Source organism: Janthinobacterium sp. 64 (assembly GCF_002813325.1).
Classification (GTDB): Bacteria; Pseudomonadota; Gammaproteobacteria; order Burkholderiales; family Burkholderiaceae_D; genus Janthinobacterium.
In genome coordinates this window covers 5,173,227-5,188,863 of sequence record NZ_PHUG01000001.1, presented here as the reverse complement: position 1 = coordinate 5,188,863, position 15,637 = coordinate 5,173,227, and the positions used below count along the sequence as shown (strand labels likewise).

The following is a 15,637-nucleotide window of genomic DNA, read 5'->3' as shown; positions in this document are numbered from 1 at the left end:
AACATGACTTATTCACGTAGAAATCCTCTTTACCCCGCAATAGCAGAAGACGCGTTGCCCACCGCAGGTGTCAATGCCAGCGACAAAATAATTTGGGTCTCTAAGGTCAGTCGATGGACCGATAGGAAATGGGTATTCGATGGGAAGTTAGTCGGTGCAGGTACAACTACCGTTACCTGCATCTGGGACTTCAGACTTCATGATGGCACTTCGCTTTTTGACCCGCAGCATTCGCGCCTGCTTAATGAGGCCCAGCACTTCTTTTGGAGCCTCTACTCAGAGCGGCGTGTAGGTAGGCAGCTCAAGTCAACCGGTGCCGGAAGCATCTTTTCTGGATTGCGACGCCTGTTGAAATGGATGGTCGAACACAATTACGCTGGATTCGACGAATTGAACAATCGTGCATCGGCCAGATTTTGCGACTTGCTTGTCGATTTCTATGCGATGAAGGCTGATGATAACGACTTCACCGACGACAGCGGCAGCCTCGGCAACGGCACAGAACTTGACGAATTCGACCAAGATGATGCCGAAGTCAGTGGCAATGACTCAAGTGAGTTTCTAAGTGGCGATGGCGAGTCAGTAGACCCGGGAGACATCGGCGGAGTTAGCCCTGGAACGTTCAGAAACTCGCTTTCTGTTTGGCGCTACCTCTGGGAACAGCGGTTTGCAATGTCTAAACTCGGGATTGGACCGATGCCGGAAGCACCTTTTTTTGGGCGCTCTGTTAACAAAGTCAGCGTTGAGCTAGCGACGAAACTTCCGGCCCGCATCCCTGCCCTTCCTGACGCCGTCGCCATCTCTTTGATGAACGCAGCGCATGAATTCATCGCTATGACGGCTGACGATTTGATTGAGCTTGTGAATGGCTTATACCAGATTCGCGGCACAATCCCCGAAAACAAGCCAGATGCTCCGTCGGACACCCCTGAAGTTAGCGCTTTTCTTCGTAACTTTCGGTTCTCGGCTATTGAAGGAGCGTTGCCTTGGCATCACCCACTCGGTTCGAGAGGCAGCTCGGCCTTTGATGAGTTAAGACGCCTCGTTGATGAGTTGGTCGATGCGTGCGTGATAACTGCACAGGGCGAAACCGGTATGCGCATAAGCGAACTTAGCGCCCTTCTCGCAGGTGTGAACGAGCAAACTGGGCTGCCATCGTGCATTACGGTTCGTCCCTCAAAGACAGGGATGCTGGACCTATACTATTTGAATTCGAAACTTACAAAACTGCGTCCTGCACCGGTCAACGAAGAGTGGCTGCTTGCCGCTGCTCCCCGTGGTACGACCGAATTGCCCGACGCAGTACAGGCCGTTGCAGTTCTTGAGCGGCTGCTTGCGCCTCTTAGGGCATTGGCAGACCCAGAGATAGGACAATATCTCATCATCACAATTGGCGTGCCTCGCGGTTTTCCAATTAGTCGCTCGGGCGTTACCGAGCCGAATAACCATTTACTCCGTTTAGGACAGAAAAGTTTTGCGCGGTCGTTTGTCGACTGGCACGAAATCCCGATGACCGAAGAAACGCGTCCGTACAAGAAAAGCCGAGGGAATTGCATCCGCACTCACCAATGGCGTAAAACTTACGCCCAGTACGTATTTCAGGTCGACAAGCGAATGCTGCCGGCCATCGCAAGGCAGTTCAAGCACCTCTCACTGGCGATGACTGAAGGAGCTTACGTTGGCACCAGTGCAAGCCTAATCACCGGCGTAGCCGAGTTCAATCGTAACCTCACATCAGACTTCTTTTTATCTAGGGTGCGAGGTACCTCTTCGAAGCAAGAGGGACGGTTAGCAAAGCTAATGGACCAGTATCTGCCTGAGCTGCGGAAGATTGTCGAGGGCATGGACGACAATGAGGCTAGGGGAACAATGGACACATGGTGCCGAAATCGAGACATGAAAATTTTCTTCCATGGCTACGGCCAGTGCATTCCCGCCATTGCGCCCTTGCAGGCTCAATGCCACAAGCGTGCTCAGACAGTCCATTGGGCAAACAAGGCCCCAAACTTCGCACACCGTGAGCCATCAATTTGTACTGGCTGCTATCTTTTCGTAGCTGGCGAACAGAACATCGACTACTGGACGAAGCGTTACGTTGACAATAAAGTCATATGGTTGAAGGCGAATGCTACAGGGCAAGGCAATGAATTTCGAGTTGCAAAAATTCGAGCAGACCAAGCAAAGGGATACCTCTTGAGCCTCGGCGCTACGCTACCAGAACTGGAGATGACCTATGAGGGGTAAGCGCAAAGACTTGCCAGCTACGCGCGAGGGCATGGAGCAATACTTGCTCGCCGCCGTGGCTAGAGTTAAAGAAGGCAGCCCCGAAAATCCGGACCTAGCTGTATTGGCAAAAAAAGGAAAGTTGAAAGCGAATCCTACAACGGTGGCTAAAGAGGCCGGGGTCTCACGCTCGTTGTTTGCCTATAAGGAATGTCGCTATCCGAATGTGCGCAGGGCGATTTGTGGAAAAGACGCTGCTGATGACCAGCTACCTATACGCGTCCCTACCGACATGCGTGCTATCAACGCGGACTTGAAGCAAATCAACCGTATCTTAGAACAGCGGCTAAGGGTTTCCATATCAGAGCAAGCAGCTATGCTAAACCGCATGCGGAAACTCGAGAACGAGTACCACGACAAGGCGGCCGAAATCAAACGAATCGAAAGTCGTGCCGACCGTAGTCCCAACGAGGTTGTCGGCCTCCATGTCGTGAGGCCTATTGGCAAACCGTAGAAACGTGGAACTCGGTATCGAAATTAGGATAGCCGAATAAATATGCGCTGGGGTGCATCGCCCCCCATCAATGCTACATTGCTTCATTACTTCATTGCTCGCGGCCAACTTCTTCTGTTGTTGACGGCGATGCACGCAGTTGGCACCGACAGCCAACGTTCACTTTATTTTGCCAAACTATAGCCTAGGGACCATGTGAGCACAAAAATCAAGACCTCTGCAATTATTGCTGCGGGATACGTCTATCAAACTATGCAAGGCGTGAACCTACTTTGCGACTGGCTTGATGCCCCTACGCGATACGCGCGCATTCGCTTCGAGTGTGATGAAGACGCGATTGCGCCCCAAGGGTTAGATGACTTGGTCGCAGAACGACCTGACGGTCGAATAGACCTTTGGCAAGTCAAGTTCACGCCATCCCCATCTAAGCATGCGCTTGACTGGAAATGGTTGTTGGAAAAAAAGGGCAAAGCAGGTGGGACAGCGCGAACAAACCTCCGCAAGTGGTTTGATGCGCTCGACGCAATCGAGCCAGCAAAGGTTGGGGATATCCGTTTGCTGACAAACCGGGTACCCGACCTTGTAATGGAAGCCTGTTTTACCGGTGGTGCGTTTATTGACTACACGCTCGCACCAGCAGATATCCAAACAAAGGTGGAACAGGACCTCGGTGGAGCTGCCAATGCGGTGCGTCTTTTCCAGGCGCTGGAGGTTATACACAGCGACAAAGGCTTCTCCAGTATCGAGATACACTTGACTCAGCGACTACGAAGGCACTCGACAGTTGAGGGTATCGAAACGCTCAAGAACAGGGCGGTTCACTGGTCCATCGAGAAAAACCAACCGGCGCCCGACGGCTGGATTACATTCAAGGTACTTCAAGCCACGTTACGTGTCATAGCCCCGGAACCACTTCCCGAAGACTTTGTCATTCCGCTGGGTTATCGCGTACCTGACACGGGCTTTCACACCAGGTTTATGGCTGCGCTTAAGGCAGCGCCGAAGCAGCCCGTGGTTCTGACTGGCCCGCCTGGCCGAGGCAAGAGCACATACCTGAGCAAGGTATGCGAGCTGCTGCAGAAAGGAGACATCCCTTTCGTTCGCCATCACTACTACCTGTCGGCAAACGACCGCACTCGCGACCGATACACGAGCTTCGCGGTGCAAGAATCACTCCTTGCACAGGTCAAAGAGTTCCACAGTGACGTTGTGGTACACGACAGAGCACTTTCGTCTGCCTTAATGGCGTGTGCAGCTCACTACCGCAGGCAAGGAATGCCGTTCGTGGTGATACTTGATGGACTCGACCATGTTTGGCGCAGCCAAGGCTATGACAAACGCTCTCTTGACGAGGTATTTAATCAACTATTACCGGCTTGCGACAACCTAGTTCTGGTCGTCGGAACGCAGCCCGTTGAGGACGCTCAACTTCCAAATCGCTTACTTATTGAGGCACCTCGCGGCACCTGGCTAGAGCTTCCGGCCATGTCGGATGACGCAGTGCTTCAGTACTTGCGCAAAGAGGTGCAACAAGGGCGCCTTCAACTTCGAACTGGCAAGCCGATAGCCGAAGCCGAACTACAGGCAGCTGCTGCAAAGATGCGTGAACGTACTTCGGGCCATCCACTTCATGTCATCTATGCGACAGAAGAGCTCGTACGGTCGGGGCAGGCGTTATCCGTGTGGAGCGTTGAGAAGCTCTCGGGCGACATGAGTCGTGATGCCAAAACCTACTACAGCTCGCTTTGGCACCTGCTAACCGCGAGCCAAAAGGATGTCCTGCGACTCGTTTGCGCATTTCCATTCTTCTGGCCGAAACACGCCTTTACGGAAATTGCCGTTCTTTCGAGCTCCCCTCGGCCCGAGGTAACTGCTGTGGAACATTTGCTGCACGCATCTTCGGCAGGCCTACGCCCCTTCCACGAAAGTCTTATCGTTTATGTCAGACAAACCGACACTTTCGAGCAACGAGTCGATGAATTGGCGGTCTTTGTAGAGGCATGGCTGGGCACTACCGCTCCGACGGCACTGCGAGTCAACTGGCTCTGGTCAGTAAAAGCGAAAAGGGGCCATCCTGATGAGCTGATTGCAGGTCTTCAGCGTGATTGGGTTCTGGAGCGCTTGCAGGAAGGCTATCCAACGGACCTTTTCGAGAATCTGCTCGATGAAGCGGAGGAGCAGGCCGTACAACGAACCCAGTATGCTGACGCGTATCGTCTTCGGCATCTGAAGCACCGGCTACTCAACAGCCTATCGTATCAACTAATGGGTAAGGATGCCGCGCGACTCAAGGCCTGCACCTGGACGCTGGCCCCCGATGGCAATGTGATTGACGAGGCATTTGCCTCGCGACATGAAACGGCAGTAGTCGACGTAGCAGCGCTCGGGTTGGCCCTCGCTGCGCGAGGCAACGGGCCTGCTGCCAAAGACTGTGCTCAAGAAGCACTACGCCGGCACAGAGGAGAAAGCCGGTTTGCAACGCAAAATCAAGGCTCTGAGGCCCAAGGTAAAATGCTCTACTTGGCCAGAGCGTTTGCTGAACTCAGTGTGCTTGACTCGACTACGGAAAAGGAGGCGCAATGGATTGCCGAGCGGTGGCCTCCGATGGCACGCAAGCGCCTAGAAGCGCTCGTAGACAGCAACCAATTGCGTAGATTGGTTGAAATTTCCGTGGCACTGCCCGAAGGTGAGCCAAAGCTGATGGTCTGCGATGCTGCTTTCCGTGCTGCAGCACTCGCTGAGGTTGACCTCTCCGCTTGGACTGAGTTTCCTGCAATGTCTCGAGGGATTCTTGTCGGATGTCTCAACGCACTGGCGGGAGGCGATGTCAATTTTTCGGTCAGACCGTTGGACTATAAGTGGCAGGAAGGTAGCTATGAAGAGAGCCGCGAGGCGCTGTCCAACTTGGCACATGATTGGTTCTTCGGTTCGGCTCACCTAGAGCTGACTGCTGGAAAAAATGTGTCCACGCTAAGAGTACCTAAGTTCAAGAACCGCGAAAACGTTTCGAGCTACCTCGACCAACTAGGCAGCATTGGCCGCGAATTTGCAGAGCGCTGGGCAGCCGGCCACGCTATCAAATTTTCCCAACTGTACCAAGCCTTCAGCTCAATCAAATTCTCGGGCTTTGACCACAACTATAACCTTGGCCAAGGCTCCTCTGATTTCAGACGCGCGCTTCATGGTATTGCTGTCGACATTCAGCTCATGAGTACCCGGTTCGGACAGGCCCCTCTCGTTGAGGTAGCTGACTTGCAGCTCGCGATGAAGCAAGTCTGGTTCGATACAGCGGAATTCAGAACACGGTACGTGTCAGGCTGTGCCAAAGTGCTGTCAGATGGGGCCGCAGAGGCATTCATTCGCCATCAACTTTCCGGGTTTGATGCAGACAACCAGGAAGAAACCGGCGTCCGTATGATGGCGATGCTAGAGTTGTGTGAGATGGCGATACGACATGACATCGCCCCCCTTGCAGTGGACTTGTGCCGCAGGACCTGGGAGCTTGCCCTTGGATATGCACAGCGCAAGGACCCAGCTTTATCGGAGGTCATGGATGCGCTCGAATATCTCATGCCTGTCGAACCTGATGAAGCCCGACGATTGCTGGCGGAAGTAGCCCCACAGGTACATAATGTCTTGGCCTATACCGACGGGAAAGGCACTAGGCACGTCTTGGCCCAGGCCGATGACCTGCTAGCGAATTTGGATAGAGGAGCGCTTGTAGAAAAATTTCGGAAGCACACTGAATGCGGTGACTGGTCCGAAGCCGAGAACTGTCTGAGAGCATTTCTTAGAACCGCGAAAAATCAGTGTGAGTTCACAAGCGCTGTCCTTCGAACGGGCATCCATCTCGAGGCAATCGAGTCACTACAAGTCGCAGCCGATAGCGGTGATGCCATTGCTGCCAAAATGTTGGCGGAGGTCGAACAACATCGAGGAGGGGACGTTGGGCGCATCGACGAGCCGTCCTCCAAAGGCTCTGATACCGACTGGAAACCCTTTCTTGGCGACGTTAAAACCTACCCAGTTACCGACCTGCCCCGGCTCACAAATGACCTAAAAGAGCACTTTGGCGTGCGAACAGACGTGTTGTGCGAGTGGTACGTCTATTGGGAAGCGCAAGGGCAAGGTTCTCAACTAATTGGGGCCTTGGAACCTATCTTGCTATCAGACTCATGTCGCGACAATGACTTGAGCGACCTCCTCGACTTAGCATTTGCTACCAAACTTCGATTAGAGGGCCCGGTTAAGGCATTTCCATACATAGTTCAAGCGCAACTATTCAAGGGAGGCTGGCTTCGCCATTATATGGAGCGGTCGGAGAAAACTCAGGATAGATTGAGGCAAGTCGTGAAGACGTATAGGCGTCGCTGCGATGAATTCTTTCTTAAGTCCACGTACAGCTGGCTTGATAGGCCCAAGCGAACCCGCGTCATCCCTAGTGACATGATGGTCTACTTCCTTGGCTTGCAAGGAAGAACGGCCGAAGCAGTTCAGTTTGCAGAGGCTATGGTTCGATGCGTTCAAGAGGACACACGCACGCTTTGCCTTAGCGTGCCGTCTTGGGCGGAGAAACTCCCAGACCTAAACGTCGAACTTGAGATGCTGATGCTACGCCTCCGTTGGCCAATTGCCGCGACCCGTTGGTGGGCGATGCAGGAGCTGGCCTCTCTGCTGCTTTCGCCCAGTGCGCGGGCAGAGGTATGTGAGCGTCTGCTGCATGAGCTTCGCCTCTGCCACTTGGAAGCAGAGACCGTGGAACTGCTTAACATCTTTTGGATAGCGTTCAATCAGGGCTGGGTTGTTATTCCCGACCTTGGTGCCGCAGTAAGACATCCCTCTCTGCTGGCTGAGCGGCTATTGGAAGACATGGGTCAGACGCACTCATCAGACGTCACTCCATCCTTGAAGGTTGCGCCCCCGGACTTTCAGATACCGATAGATTTCGAGCGAGTCCAAGGAACCAGCGTTCCTCGAATCTACTTGACACTCATGAACGAATTAGAGCGGCAGTCGAACCTACCGTTTACGAGGCAATTCGCGTTCGAATGGTCTCTGACTGAAGCCGCTTATCCTGATGCGCCGCTCCAGGGTGACCTGGCCTACTTCGTTCGCCCGGCGGGGGACAAAGCGACAGGAGGCTTCGCATGTAGGACTCTTCTTCGGATGTTGGCAGCGTTTCAGCGTACCCTGGAGGTTGCAAGGAGATTGTGGAGGATGCCGAACGAGATAGCATTCCACTACGCATGCTACGCGCTTCCCCTTGAACCCACCTTGGCTTTTTTGCGGCCAGCCCGTCCGCCGTGGATGCCGCAACTTAACCTCAATGTCGTCGAAGACAACACATCGGTCGCTGCATTCATTAACGAAGCACAAAGTACTTTGACAGTAAATAATCCAGGAGCGGTCCTGTTGGCAATGGTGACACCGGTTGTTGTGAGCGCCTACGAGATTATTGAGCTGTCTGTTGTTCGCTGGAGAATGTGGGGGAATCGTCCTATCGACGCCGACTCGTTAGCAGCTAGGTTTGATAGCCGTCAGCAGCATAACGTCTACGGAACATTCGATGCGCATGCGTGGGGCACACGTAGCCACGTATCCAGCCTAGAACTCGCCGATGTACTTGACGAGGAGACGCAGTCCGCGCCAATGGCCACCATCCATGCCGTTGACCGGGTTGGTTATCTTCAAAAAGACCTATATCCAAAACGGCTGTATCTACCAGTCATTACCGGTCACGATGGTGAGGTTGCCGTGGACCCGTCTGCCGGAGAACTGACGGTGTCAATAGAGGGGAAACTCGTAGCCACCAGTGTCTACTGGAACGCAGGGTGGTCACCAGGTCATCCGACATCAATCAGTGGGCTTTGCGGGACGGCTCTTGTTGGAGAAGTTGAGGAAGCGTTGAAAGAAGGCGACGCATCCCCGGATGAACAATTCTATCTCTGGACCCTGACTAGGTTGAGGCGGCAGAGTGGCTACGGCGCCTATGACGAAGACCCGCCGATTTACGGCATTCTCATGCAGTAAAGGGTCCCCACAACAACCAGGCGGGCAGCGTCAACGCGAGTGCGTCGCGCCATCGAGGGCACCTTCTTCTCGGCCAGCAACAAGTATCTGAAGGACTATGCAGCGGAGCAGGCTTAGCGGGAGAAGATGCGCCAGCCAGCGACCGGGAGGGGAGGTCGAGCACGAGTTCAGGATTGTGATGAGCGTTGGCCGGTCGTTGTGATGGTGGTGCGGCTAGCCCAGATGACATTCGGAATTTCGAAGCGGGATGACCGACACGTCTCGGCTAAGCTCCTGCCGGAGCCGGCACGAAAACTCGAATCCGCTGTTGTAGGTTCCACTGCAATGACGGCATAGCGGTCAATGGCACTTCCACGGGAACACTAATGATGCAACAAGTCGAGGATATCAATCTTCAATACTTCGGCGATTTTTTCGATATTGTCGAGAGAAACAGTGTCGAGCGCACTCTCTATGCGAGAAAGAAAAACTCGGGACAGACCCGAATGCTCCGCCAGAACATCCTGGCTCATACCTCTTTTTACACGCCAATCCTTTAGATTACGAGCGAGTCGTTCTCGGGCTGTTTTGACTGTGTAATGGCTGCTCATGACAGTCGTAGCATGAGTTATATACTTTGCTCGGTCTATAAAGTATACGTTACAATATTTCACAATGCGGCAAATCGCACTTTCCGCTAGCTTCCGCGTCATTTCTATCTTCTGTTTTTGCTGCCCTCAATATGGGTAAGACAGGTTTGTTCCTATTCATTTACTAGCAGAACGCATCCACATGATGCTTTGACCATCGCGACTTTTAATTACGAAATGACTTCAGCCCAATTCCTTTCTTCCTACTGCATTTTTTCAGCAGCAGTGGGTGCATTCCGTGCAGGCCTTCCCCCGGGCCGTACCGACGCCGATAGCAAGGCGGTGGCAAACGCGTTCAAGGCCGCGACTACAGGACTGGCACGGTCAGACTTGGCATGCATCACCGAGTACCTGCATTGGGTAACTACGCAGCCTGAGTGCTTTGCAAACAACCGGACCCAGATATATGCCACTGAATTCCGTCTCGACCGCGCCATGGGGAGACGTGGACCTGAATTAATTGACGATGGCACCTTAATCACCGCAACTGAGCTGTGCCTTCGTACCGGCACCTCTGAAGCGCACCTACTCAAGTTGGTACGTGAACGAAAAGTCTTCACGATGCCGCACTGGGTTGACGGTGTTTTCGGCGATGACTATTACCCCGCTTTTTTTGCTGAATCGCAGTACGACCCGGCCTGTCTTGCCGCTGTCTCAAAAGGACTACTTGGCATTGACGGAGTTCGTAAGTTTCGTTTTTTCACAACCGAGCACGCGGACTTGGGCAACCAGACACCGTTAAAAATATTGGAGACAGATGGGGCGCATGGTGGCGCCGTAGAGTACGAGCAGAGACTTGAGCAGGTGCTGCTGGCAGCGAAGCAATTTCGACGACGAGTACCTAAAACGAGGTTGAGCCTATGACACGGCATGACGGAGCTCACTCTCTTTGCACATCCGCAAATCTTGCGGACGCCGGGATGGAACGCGAGGTAAGCAGTCATCAGCTTGGCTTTGCTAGCAGGGGCTGGCGGTTTCTGCTGCTATTAGTGGCTGCCCTCACCCCGCTGGTCAGTCAAGCCTACACGGCCATCGCGCAAGTCGACGGGATACCGCACGGCACGATTTACGCCGCGTGGGGTTACGCAACTCAAAAGGAGGCTGACTTGGCTGCAGTAAAAGGATGCAAAGCCTATGCAAAAGAAAGCGGTCTTGCCAAGAAAGCGGCAACGTGCGCTGTAATACATCGGCAAAAGGGATTCGGCGGCGGTGCGATGGTGTGCGGGGTAGGAGGATGTGCGATGAGCACAGGCGTCGACACACAGCAGGATGCCGTAGACCGGGCATTTCGCCAATGTGAGCAAAAAAAGTTAGGTGATTGTCAAACTACTGATATCACCAGTTGGTGGGACGAGACAGGGTATAGCCAGCCAAGTACGCCGAAACGAGAGGCAAAGTCGAATTGCGGCCCGCCACCGGGACGAACAGTTCGGTCTACCTACCAGTGCAGTAACGGCGACTGCGTTCGTACATTTGAAAATGGCTGCACGCAGCGGTTCCAAGCCCAGTATTGCCACGACCCCTTTAGTGGTAAATGGGATTGGAAACCAGATGGATGCTAGCCGAAGTACGCAGCCGCCCTAAGCGAAACAATTCTTCACCGATGACCTCAGCTACAAAAGTCTTACATCTGCCCGCGAGGGCCTACGCTTGTCCATCCTTAAGAAAAATGAAAACTATACAAAAAATTTCAGCAACCGCCGCCATGCTTATCATTGCTGGATGCGGCGGAGGGGGTTCCAGTAGCAATGCCGGCCCGTCCGCGCTACCAACAACGGTGACGCCGCCAGTAACGGCGGCGCCAACGACCATAATCAACATTTTGACCGGCACCGCTGCGCCTGGCGTCGCGACTTCGACTATTCGTGGGACTGCATATGTAGGCGCCTCCGTGACCGCGTATAGCGTGCAGGCGGATGGCAGCTCCGGGGCAGCCTTGGGCGCGCCGGCTAATGCGGACGTCAACGGCCAGTTCGCTATCACAGCAACCGCCGCCCCTTTGGGCCCGGTACGCCTTGTGGCGGTTGGCGGAACAGTAGCACGTGCTGCAGACAACACAATCCAGCCCGGCGGTTCGCTGGAACTGATAACGCCGTTCGTGACAACCGAGTACAACAACTTCAAAATTAGTCCGCTAACTGATATCGCCGCGAATGCGATGACGGCGAGCGCAAGGAAAGGCGCGACTCTGGCCAACGCATTCTCCGACGGCATGCAACGCCTGCTTGAACTGGACGTTGCAAACGCCGTTTTCCTGCAGGACAAGTCGGTATACCTGAATGTGCTGAAAGGGTCAGTCAAGAGCGACACGACATATTACGGTGCCCAATCATTGCAGGGCCAGGAACTCCTTAACGGACTGGAGTACCTCGGCGTGATGCTGGACCTGCCCGCCACAGCGGTGGTGAAGGCTGCCGGGGCCGCGGCTCAGGGCAGCTACGCGTTGGCCAATGTAGATGGCACGGGCATGCCCATCAGTGTCGGGACATGGGCGAACGGCACGTTTAACCCCGGCGCGACGATGACCCTACAGGCCCTCCGGGATACTAAAACGCCTGATGCGCAAAAAGTATCGGGGACTGTTGCCGGCACTAAAGTCGCCCCTCGCCTTAACGAGTACGTGAGTCGCTACCTGGTTATGGACTTCACTATGGATACTGCGTGCCGTAGCAATGCATCGCTGTATTTCACTAGCCGCTATCCGTACTACCAGGTTGATGCTCAGGGCAAAATGTTTGCGGCTGATTGCAGCGCGGCAGCGCAGCGCATTGCTGAACTCAAAGCGCGGGTCGCAACGAACAATAGCACTCGGATGAAGTAACAGGTTCAGGCGCCATGCGGTTGCCCTATCGGCGGAGCGATATTTGGAAGCGGCTTTGTCGATGACGCACAGTAAAAACCAAATCAAAGAAGCACCGTGAAACCGCTGATATTTCTCGATTTTGACGATGTCATCGCTATCCACCCTGACTACACGTCAGGAGTGGTTCTTGCAGCGCTCAGGTCCGGCAAACCGCATCTGGCAACCGAACTTTGGGCAAACGTATTTCATCAGGAGCTCAGGGCTAACCTTGAGCGGCTTCACGATGAGTTCGAACCTAGTTACGTAATCAGTTCGACCTGGTCGACGTATCTGTCACGCGACGAAATACAGGAGGTGCTCATTCGAGGGGGGCTAGGTTTCGTCGCCGCGTCGTTACATTCAAACTGGCGGAGCGCAACCGAGGTAGGCTCATATCGTGTTACAGATATCGCTGCGTGGTTGAGGACAAACGGTGCCACGCGACCGTTCACGTACGTCATCCTCGACGATTTATCGAGCGGCCGCACTCTGGTCGACTCGGTCTTGGAGCCGTACACCGTATTCTGCGATGAATGGGTGGGATTTACAGAAGTCCAACTTGAGCGTGCAGTAGCAATTCTCCGAGCACAACGGACGACATAACCGATAGCGGTCTAGGCTAGCTTTTGACTGCAAATCCTCCCTACATCTGCGTGCGCCTTGGACGCCAGAGCGTCCTTACTGTGTCGTGAACTCCTACGTCTATGGCGGTCATGAACCCAGTGCTCTATCTCGATTTGGACGAGCTATGCAGCATTACCGTAGCGTTGCGTTTTTCTTAGAGGGTGGCACCGTCCCGTTGGCCAAGGGCGTTGCCTTTGCCGTTCGCCACTTTTGTTGCCTTACTGGAGGGACGAAATGCAACTGTTGAATAGTGATGACGACGTGCCTGGGGGGCCGTTATGGGTCTGCTATTGCGACTTCGACGGAGTGACGCATTTTGACTCTGTCTACGTAAGCTCCAGCCGTGGGATTCATATGACGGCGCACGGACACGAACTTTTCGAATGGGCACCGATTTTGGAACGGCTGCTACAACCATTCCCAGAAGTTGAAATCGTACTCAGTACATCGTGGGTGCGCGCCCGAAGTCTTGAGTTTGCTAAGGCTCAGCTCTCCCCAGCACTTCAGGCAAGAGTGGTTGGTGCAACCTTCGACAATCGCGTAACCCAAAAGCTGGATTTCGACCTGATGCCGAGAGGCCTGCAGGTGTGGCGCGACGTCGAGCGCCGCAAGCCAACAAAGTGGTTCGCGATTGATAATGATGACCGAGGCTGGCCAGCGTGGTGCATAGACCATCTCATTAAAACGGAAGACCATCTTGGACTGAGCGACATCGGTGTGCAGCACGCGATTCGCAAGGTCTTAGCCTCGTTCTAACGCCGCCGAGATTATCGCTGTAATGTGGGTGTCCCTGATTCGAAGGCAGGTAGCCGTCCGGTAGCACGGCCTGGTACTCCTGCCACGTCAGTTCGAATATCACGCCCTTGCGTCTCAGTTCGTTGTGTACGGTCGGCTGAGCTGATGCCAACGGCTGCGCAGACTACTGTTCGCCCGGCGGCAACAGCGGCAGCGCCAAGGAATTCCGAAAAATGCACGGCGCGGTTATGAATTGAAAGCGAGAAAGTAAATGACAACTTTGGAACAGAAAAGCAAATTTTTGTCTCGTTGGCTTCGGCACCGGCCGGACGCTATCGGCCTTGAAATCGATAAACGTGGATGGGTTGACGTTGCTGAGCTGCTCTTGAAATCAGCGGGTGCCGGCGTCGCAATTAGTCAAGACGAGCTGACGCAAATAGTGGACGAAAACGATAAGCAGAGATTTTCGTTGAGTGAGGACCGAACGCGTATCCGCGCGGCACAAGGGCACTCTCTTGATGTTGACCTGAAGCTTCCAGTCAAAACCCCGCCTCCGGTGCTATTTCACGGTACGGTACAAAAGTTTATCGCATCGATTCGCCGGCAGGGTCTGCTGCCAGGCACGCGGCGAGACGTACATCTGTCTGCAACGAAACAAACTGCATCAGAGGTAGGTGCGCGTCGGGGTACGCCGGTCGTGCTCCTCGTGGAAACATTTCCACTGCTCCGTGACGGGTACCGATTCAGGTGCTCGGACAACGGCGTGTGGTTGATTCCGAACGTCCCTCCGAAGTACATTCGGTTTCCAGAAAAATAAATGCACTGGCGGCGCTCAAAGCCTCCATAGCGCCATGACACTTTTGCACATCGACGGCCCTCAGTTTCACCACTAAACCCATGACTTGTCCTCGTCCGATGCAGTGGGATGCATCAAAGGGAGTGGCGACGGGCGCGAGAAAATATGAGGGACATGCTGGTAGCACGCCCCTCATCAAATTATTAAATATCCTTCAACATGATTTCATCGGAGCCTTACTGAGTTTACGGCGCACCGAAGGTTGCAGATTTTCGGGCTTCCTCGAGCGCGTGAAAACACTTCTTTGCGGCTTTATGGGCATTTTGATATGCCGCGTCAGCGTGCCGGTGCGAGGCTTCTGTCTCCCGCTGCATAATCATCAGCACACGGTAAACAGGGGTATAAGCCTCTTCACTTTCAAGAAGCCTATTCTTCTCCAATGCACGCTGCAAATTGATGGCGTGCTCACACACCTCCAATGTTGTGCGAAAACGGAAGTCGGCCGAGTTTGCCGTTTCTCTTGCAGCACTAAGGTTTTCAACTGCAGCGTTGTATTCAGTTTCGAGTTTAACGAGGTTCGACACGTCGGAGGTTGTCAGCATAATTTTGTCCTTTGGGAATTGTTTTCGGAGCGCATGAGGCGCCTACCTTTGGTATAGGCACATGGGAGCGAATTTTTTATATGCATTGAAAATATTTTTTATCGGCCGATTCATTGGAAGTCCGGGGGCGAATGCGGTCTGTTGAGCTGCGCAGTTCCATCGGAACGCGTTTCCGCTAGCGGCGGCTCGGCGGAACCAGTTACGATGACTGGGCAGTCGTTCGACGCGCCGCGAGGCGTGCGTCCAGCGGGACGGCGTTATCGTTACCGGCTTGAGCCCAATCCAGGGTGAGCAGTTCAGCGCCTCCGCCAAGCCAGCGGCGCCGGGCATCGAGCAGCGCCAGCAGCCAGCGCATATCCAGGGCGCGGCCAGCATCAAAGGTCGCCTTGTTAGGAGAGCATGCGGTATTGCCGACCTGGCCCAGCAGCACGAGCAGCACGCAATGACACGGACGAGCAGCGCCAACGATTTCGAGCGGGTGGGGCTGCCCCCTTGCATAAGCAACCACGCCGAGCTGCAATGATTGCCGCCGGCACCGCGCCGAGCGCACTCTCTCCCAAGCGTCAAGTAATCTCATCGATTCAAATCAGGATTCCAATGCACTAAGAATTCGCGCTATGAATTATCAATTTTGCAAAAAAT

The 15,637-nt window shown here is 54.1% G+C and carries 11 protein-coding genes; 8 read left to right on the top strand and 3 right to left on the bottom strand.

Annotated features, from left to right (window positions below; translation table 11 throughout):
• Nucleotides 1-3: 3 nt before the first annotated feature.
• The 3 genes from CLU91_RS22760 (at nt 4) to CLU91_RS22750 (ending at nt 8,767) form a co-directional block, all read left to right on the top strand.
• Nucleotides 4-2,244 (top strand): hypothetical protein, encoded by a 2,241-nt coding sequence (locus tag CLU91_RS22760; RefSeq protein ID WP_157814775.1) that lies wholly within the window; start codon nt 4-6, stop codon nt 2,242-2,244.
• Entirely contained in the window at nt 2,234-2,737 is a 504-nt protein-coding gene (locus CLU91_RS22755; protein ID WP_100875931.1) for a hypothetical protein, read from the top strand. The genes CLU91_RS22760 and CLU91_RS22755 overlap by 11 nt, the downstream gene beginning before the upstream one ends.
• A gap of 195 nt (nt 2,738-2,932) precedes the next feature.
• Nucleotides 2,933-8,767, top strand: a complete 5,835-nt coding sequence (locus tag CLU91_RS22750) for an ATP-binding protein (RefSeq protein ID WP_157814774.1) — start codon at nt 2,933-2,935, stop codon at nt 8,765-8,767.
• Nucleotides 8,768-9,129: 362 nt separating this feature from the next.
• Here CLU91_RS22750 and CLU91_RS22745 read toward each other — a convergent pair whose 3' ends face one another.
• Nucleotides 9,130-9,357, bottom strand: a complete 228-nt coding sequence (locus tag CLU91_RS22745; RefSeq protein ID WP_157814773.1) for a helix-turn-helix domain-containing protein — start codon at nt 9,355-9,357, stop codon at nt 9,130-9,132.
• Between the two features lie 189 nt (nt 9,358-9,546).
• Here CLU91_RS22745 and CLU91_RS22740 point away from each other — a divergent pair, with 189 nt between their 5' ends.
• The 5 genes from CLU91_RS22740 (at nt 9,547) to CLU91_RS22720 (ending at nt 14,414) form a co-directional block, all read left to right on the top strand.
• On the top strand, nt 9,547-10,260 hold the full coding sequence (locus CLU91_RS22740; protein WP_100875928.1) for a hypothetical protein: 714 nt from the start codon (nt 9,547-9,549) through the stop codon (nt 10,258-10,260).
• A gap of 805 nt (nt 10,261-11,065) precedes the next feature.
• On the top strand, nt 11,066-12,217 hold the full coding sequence (locus CLU91_RS22735) for a hypothetical protein (RefSeq protein ID WP_157814772.1): 1,152 nt from the start codon (nt 11,066-11,068) through the stop codon (nt 12,215-12,217).
• Nucleotides 12,218-12,313: 96 nt separating this feature from the next.
• On the top strand, nt 12,314-12,841 hold the full coding sequence (locus tag CLU91_RS28845) for an HAD domain-containing protein (protein WP_100875926.1): 528 nt from the start codon (nt 12,314-12,316) through the stop codon (nt 12,839-12,841).
• Between the two features lie 255 nt (nt 12,842-13,096).
• Nucleotides 13,097-13,618 carry an HAD domain-containing protein gene (locus CLU91_RS22725; protein WP_100875925.1) on the top strand — a complete coding sequence of 174 codons (522 nt, stop codon included), beginning with the start codon at nt 13,097-13,099 and terminating at the stop codon, nt 13,616-13,618.
• Nucleotides 13,619-13,868: 250 nt separating this feature from the next.
• Nucleotides 13,869-14,414, top strand: coding sequence for an RNA 2'-phosphotransferase (locus CLU91_RS22720; RefSeq protein ID WP_100875924.1), 546 nt, complete (start codon nt 13,869-13,871; stop codon nt 14,412-14,414).
• A 224-nt stretch (nt 14,415-14,638) separates the two neighbouring features.
• Here CLU91_RS22720 and CLU91_RS22715 read toward each other — a convergent pair whose 3' ends face one another.
• Nucleotides 14,639-14,995 carry a hypothetical protein gene (locus CLU91_RS22715; RefSeq protein WP_100875923.1) on the bottom strand — a complete coding sequence of 119 codons (357 nt, stop codon included), beginning with the start codon at nt 14,993-14,995 and terminating at the stop codon, nt 14,639-14,641.
• A gap of 199 nt (nt 14,996-15,194) precedes the next feature.
• Nucleotides 15,195-15,434, bottom strand: coding sequence for a hypothetical protein (locus tag CLU91_RS28000; protein WP_157814771.1), 240 nt, complete (start codon nt 15,432-15,434; stop codon nt 15,195-15,197).
• Nucleotides 15,435-15,637 lie beyond the last annotated feature (203 nt).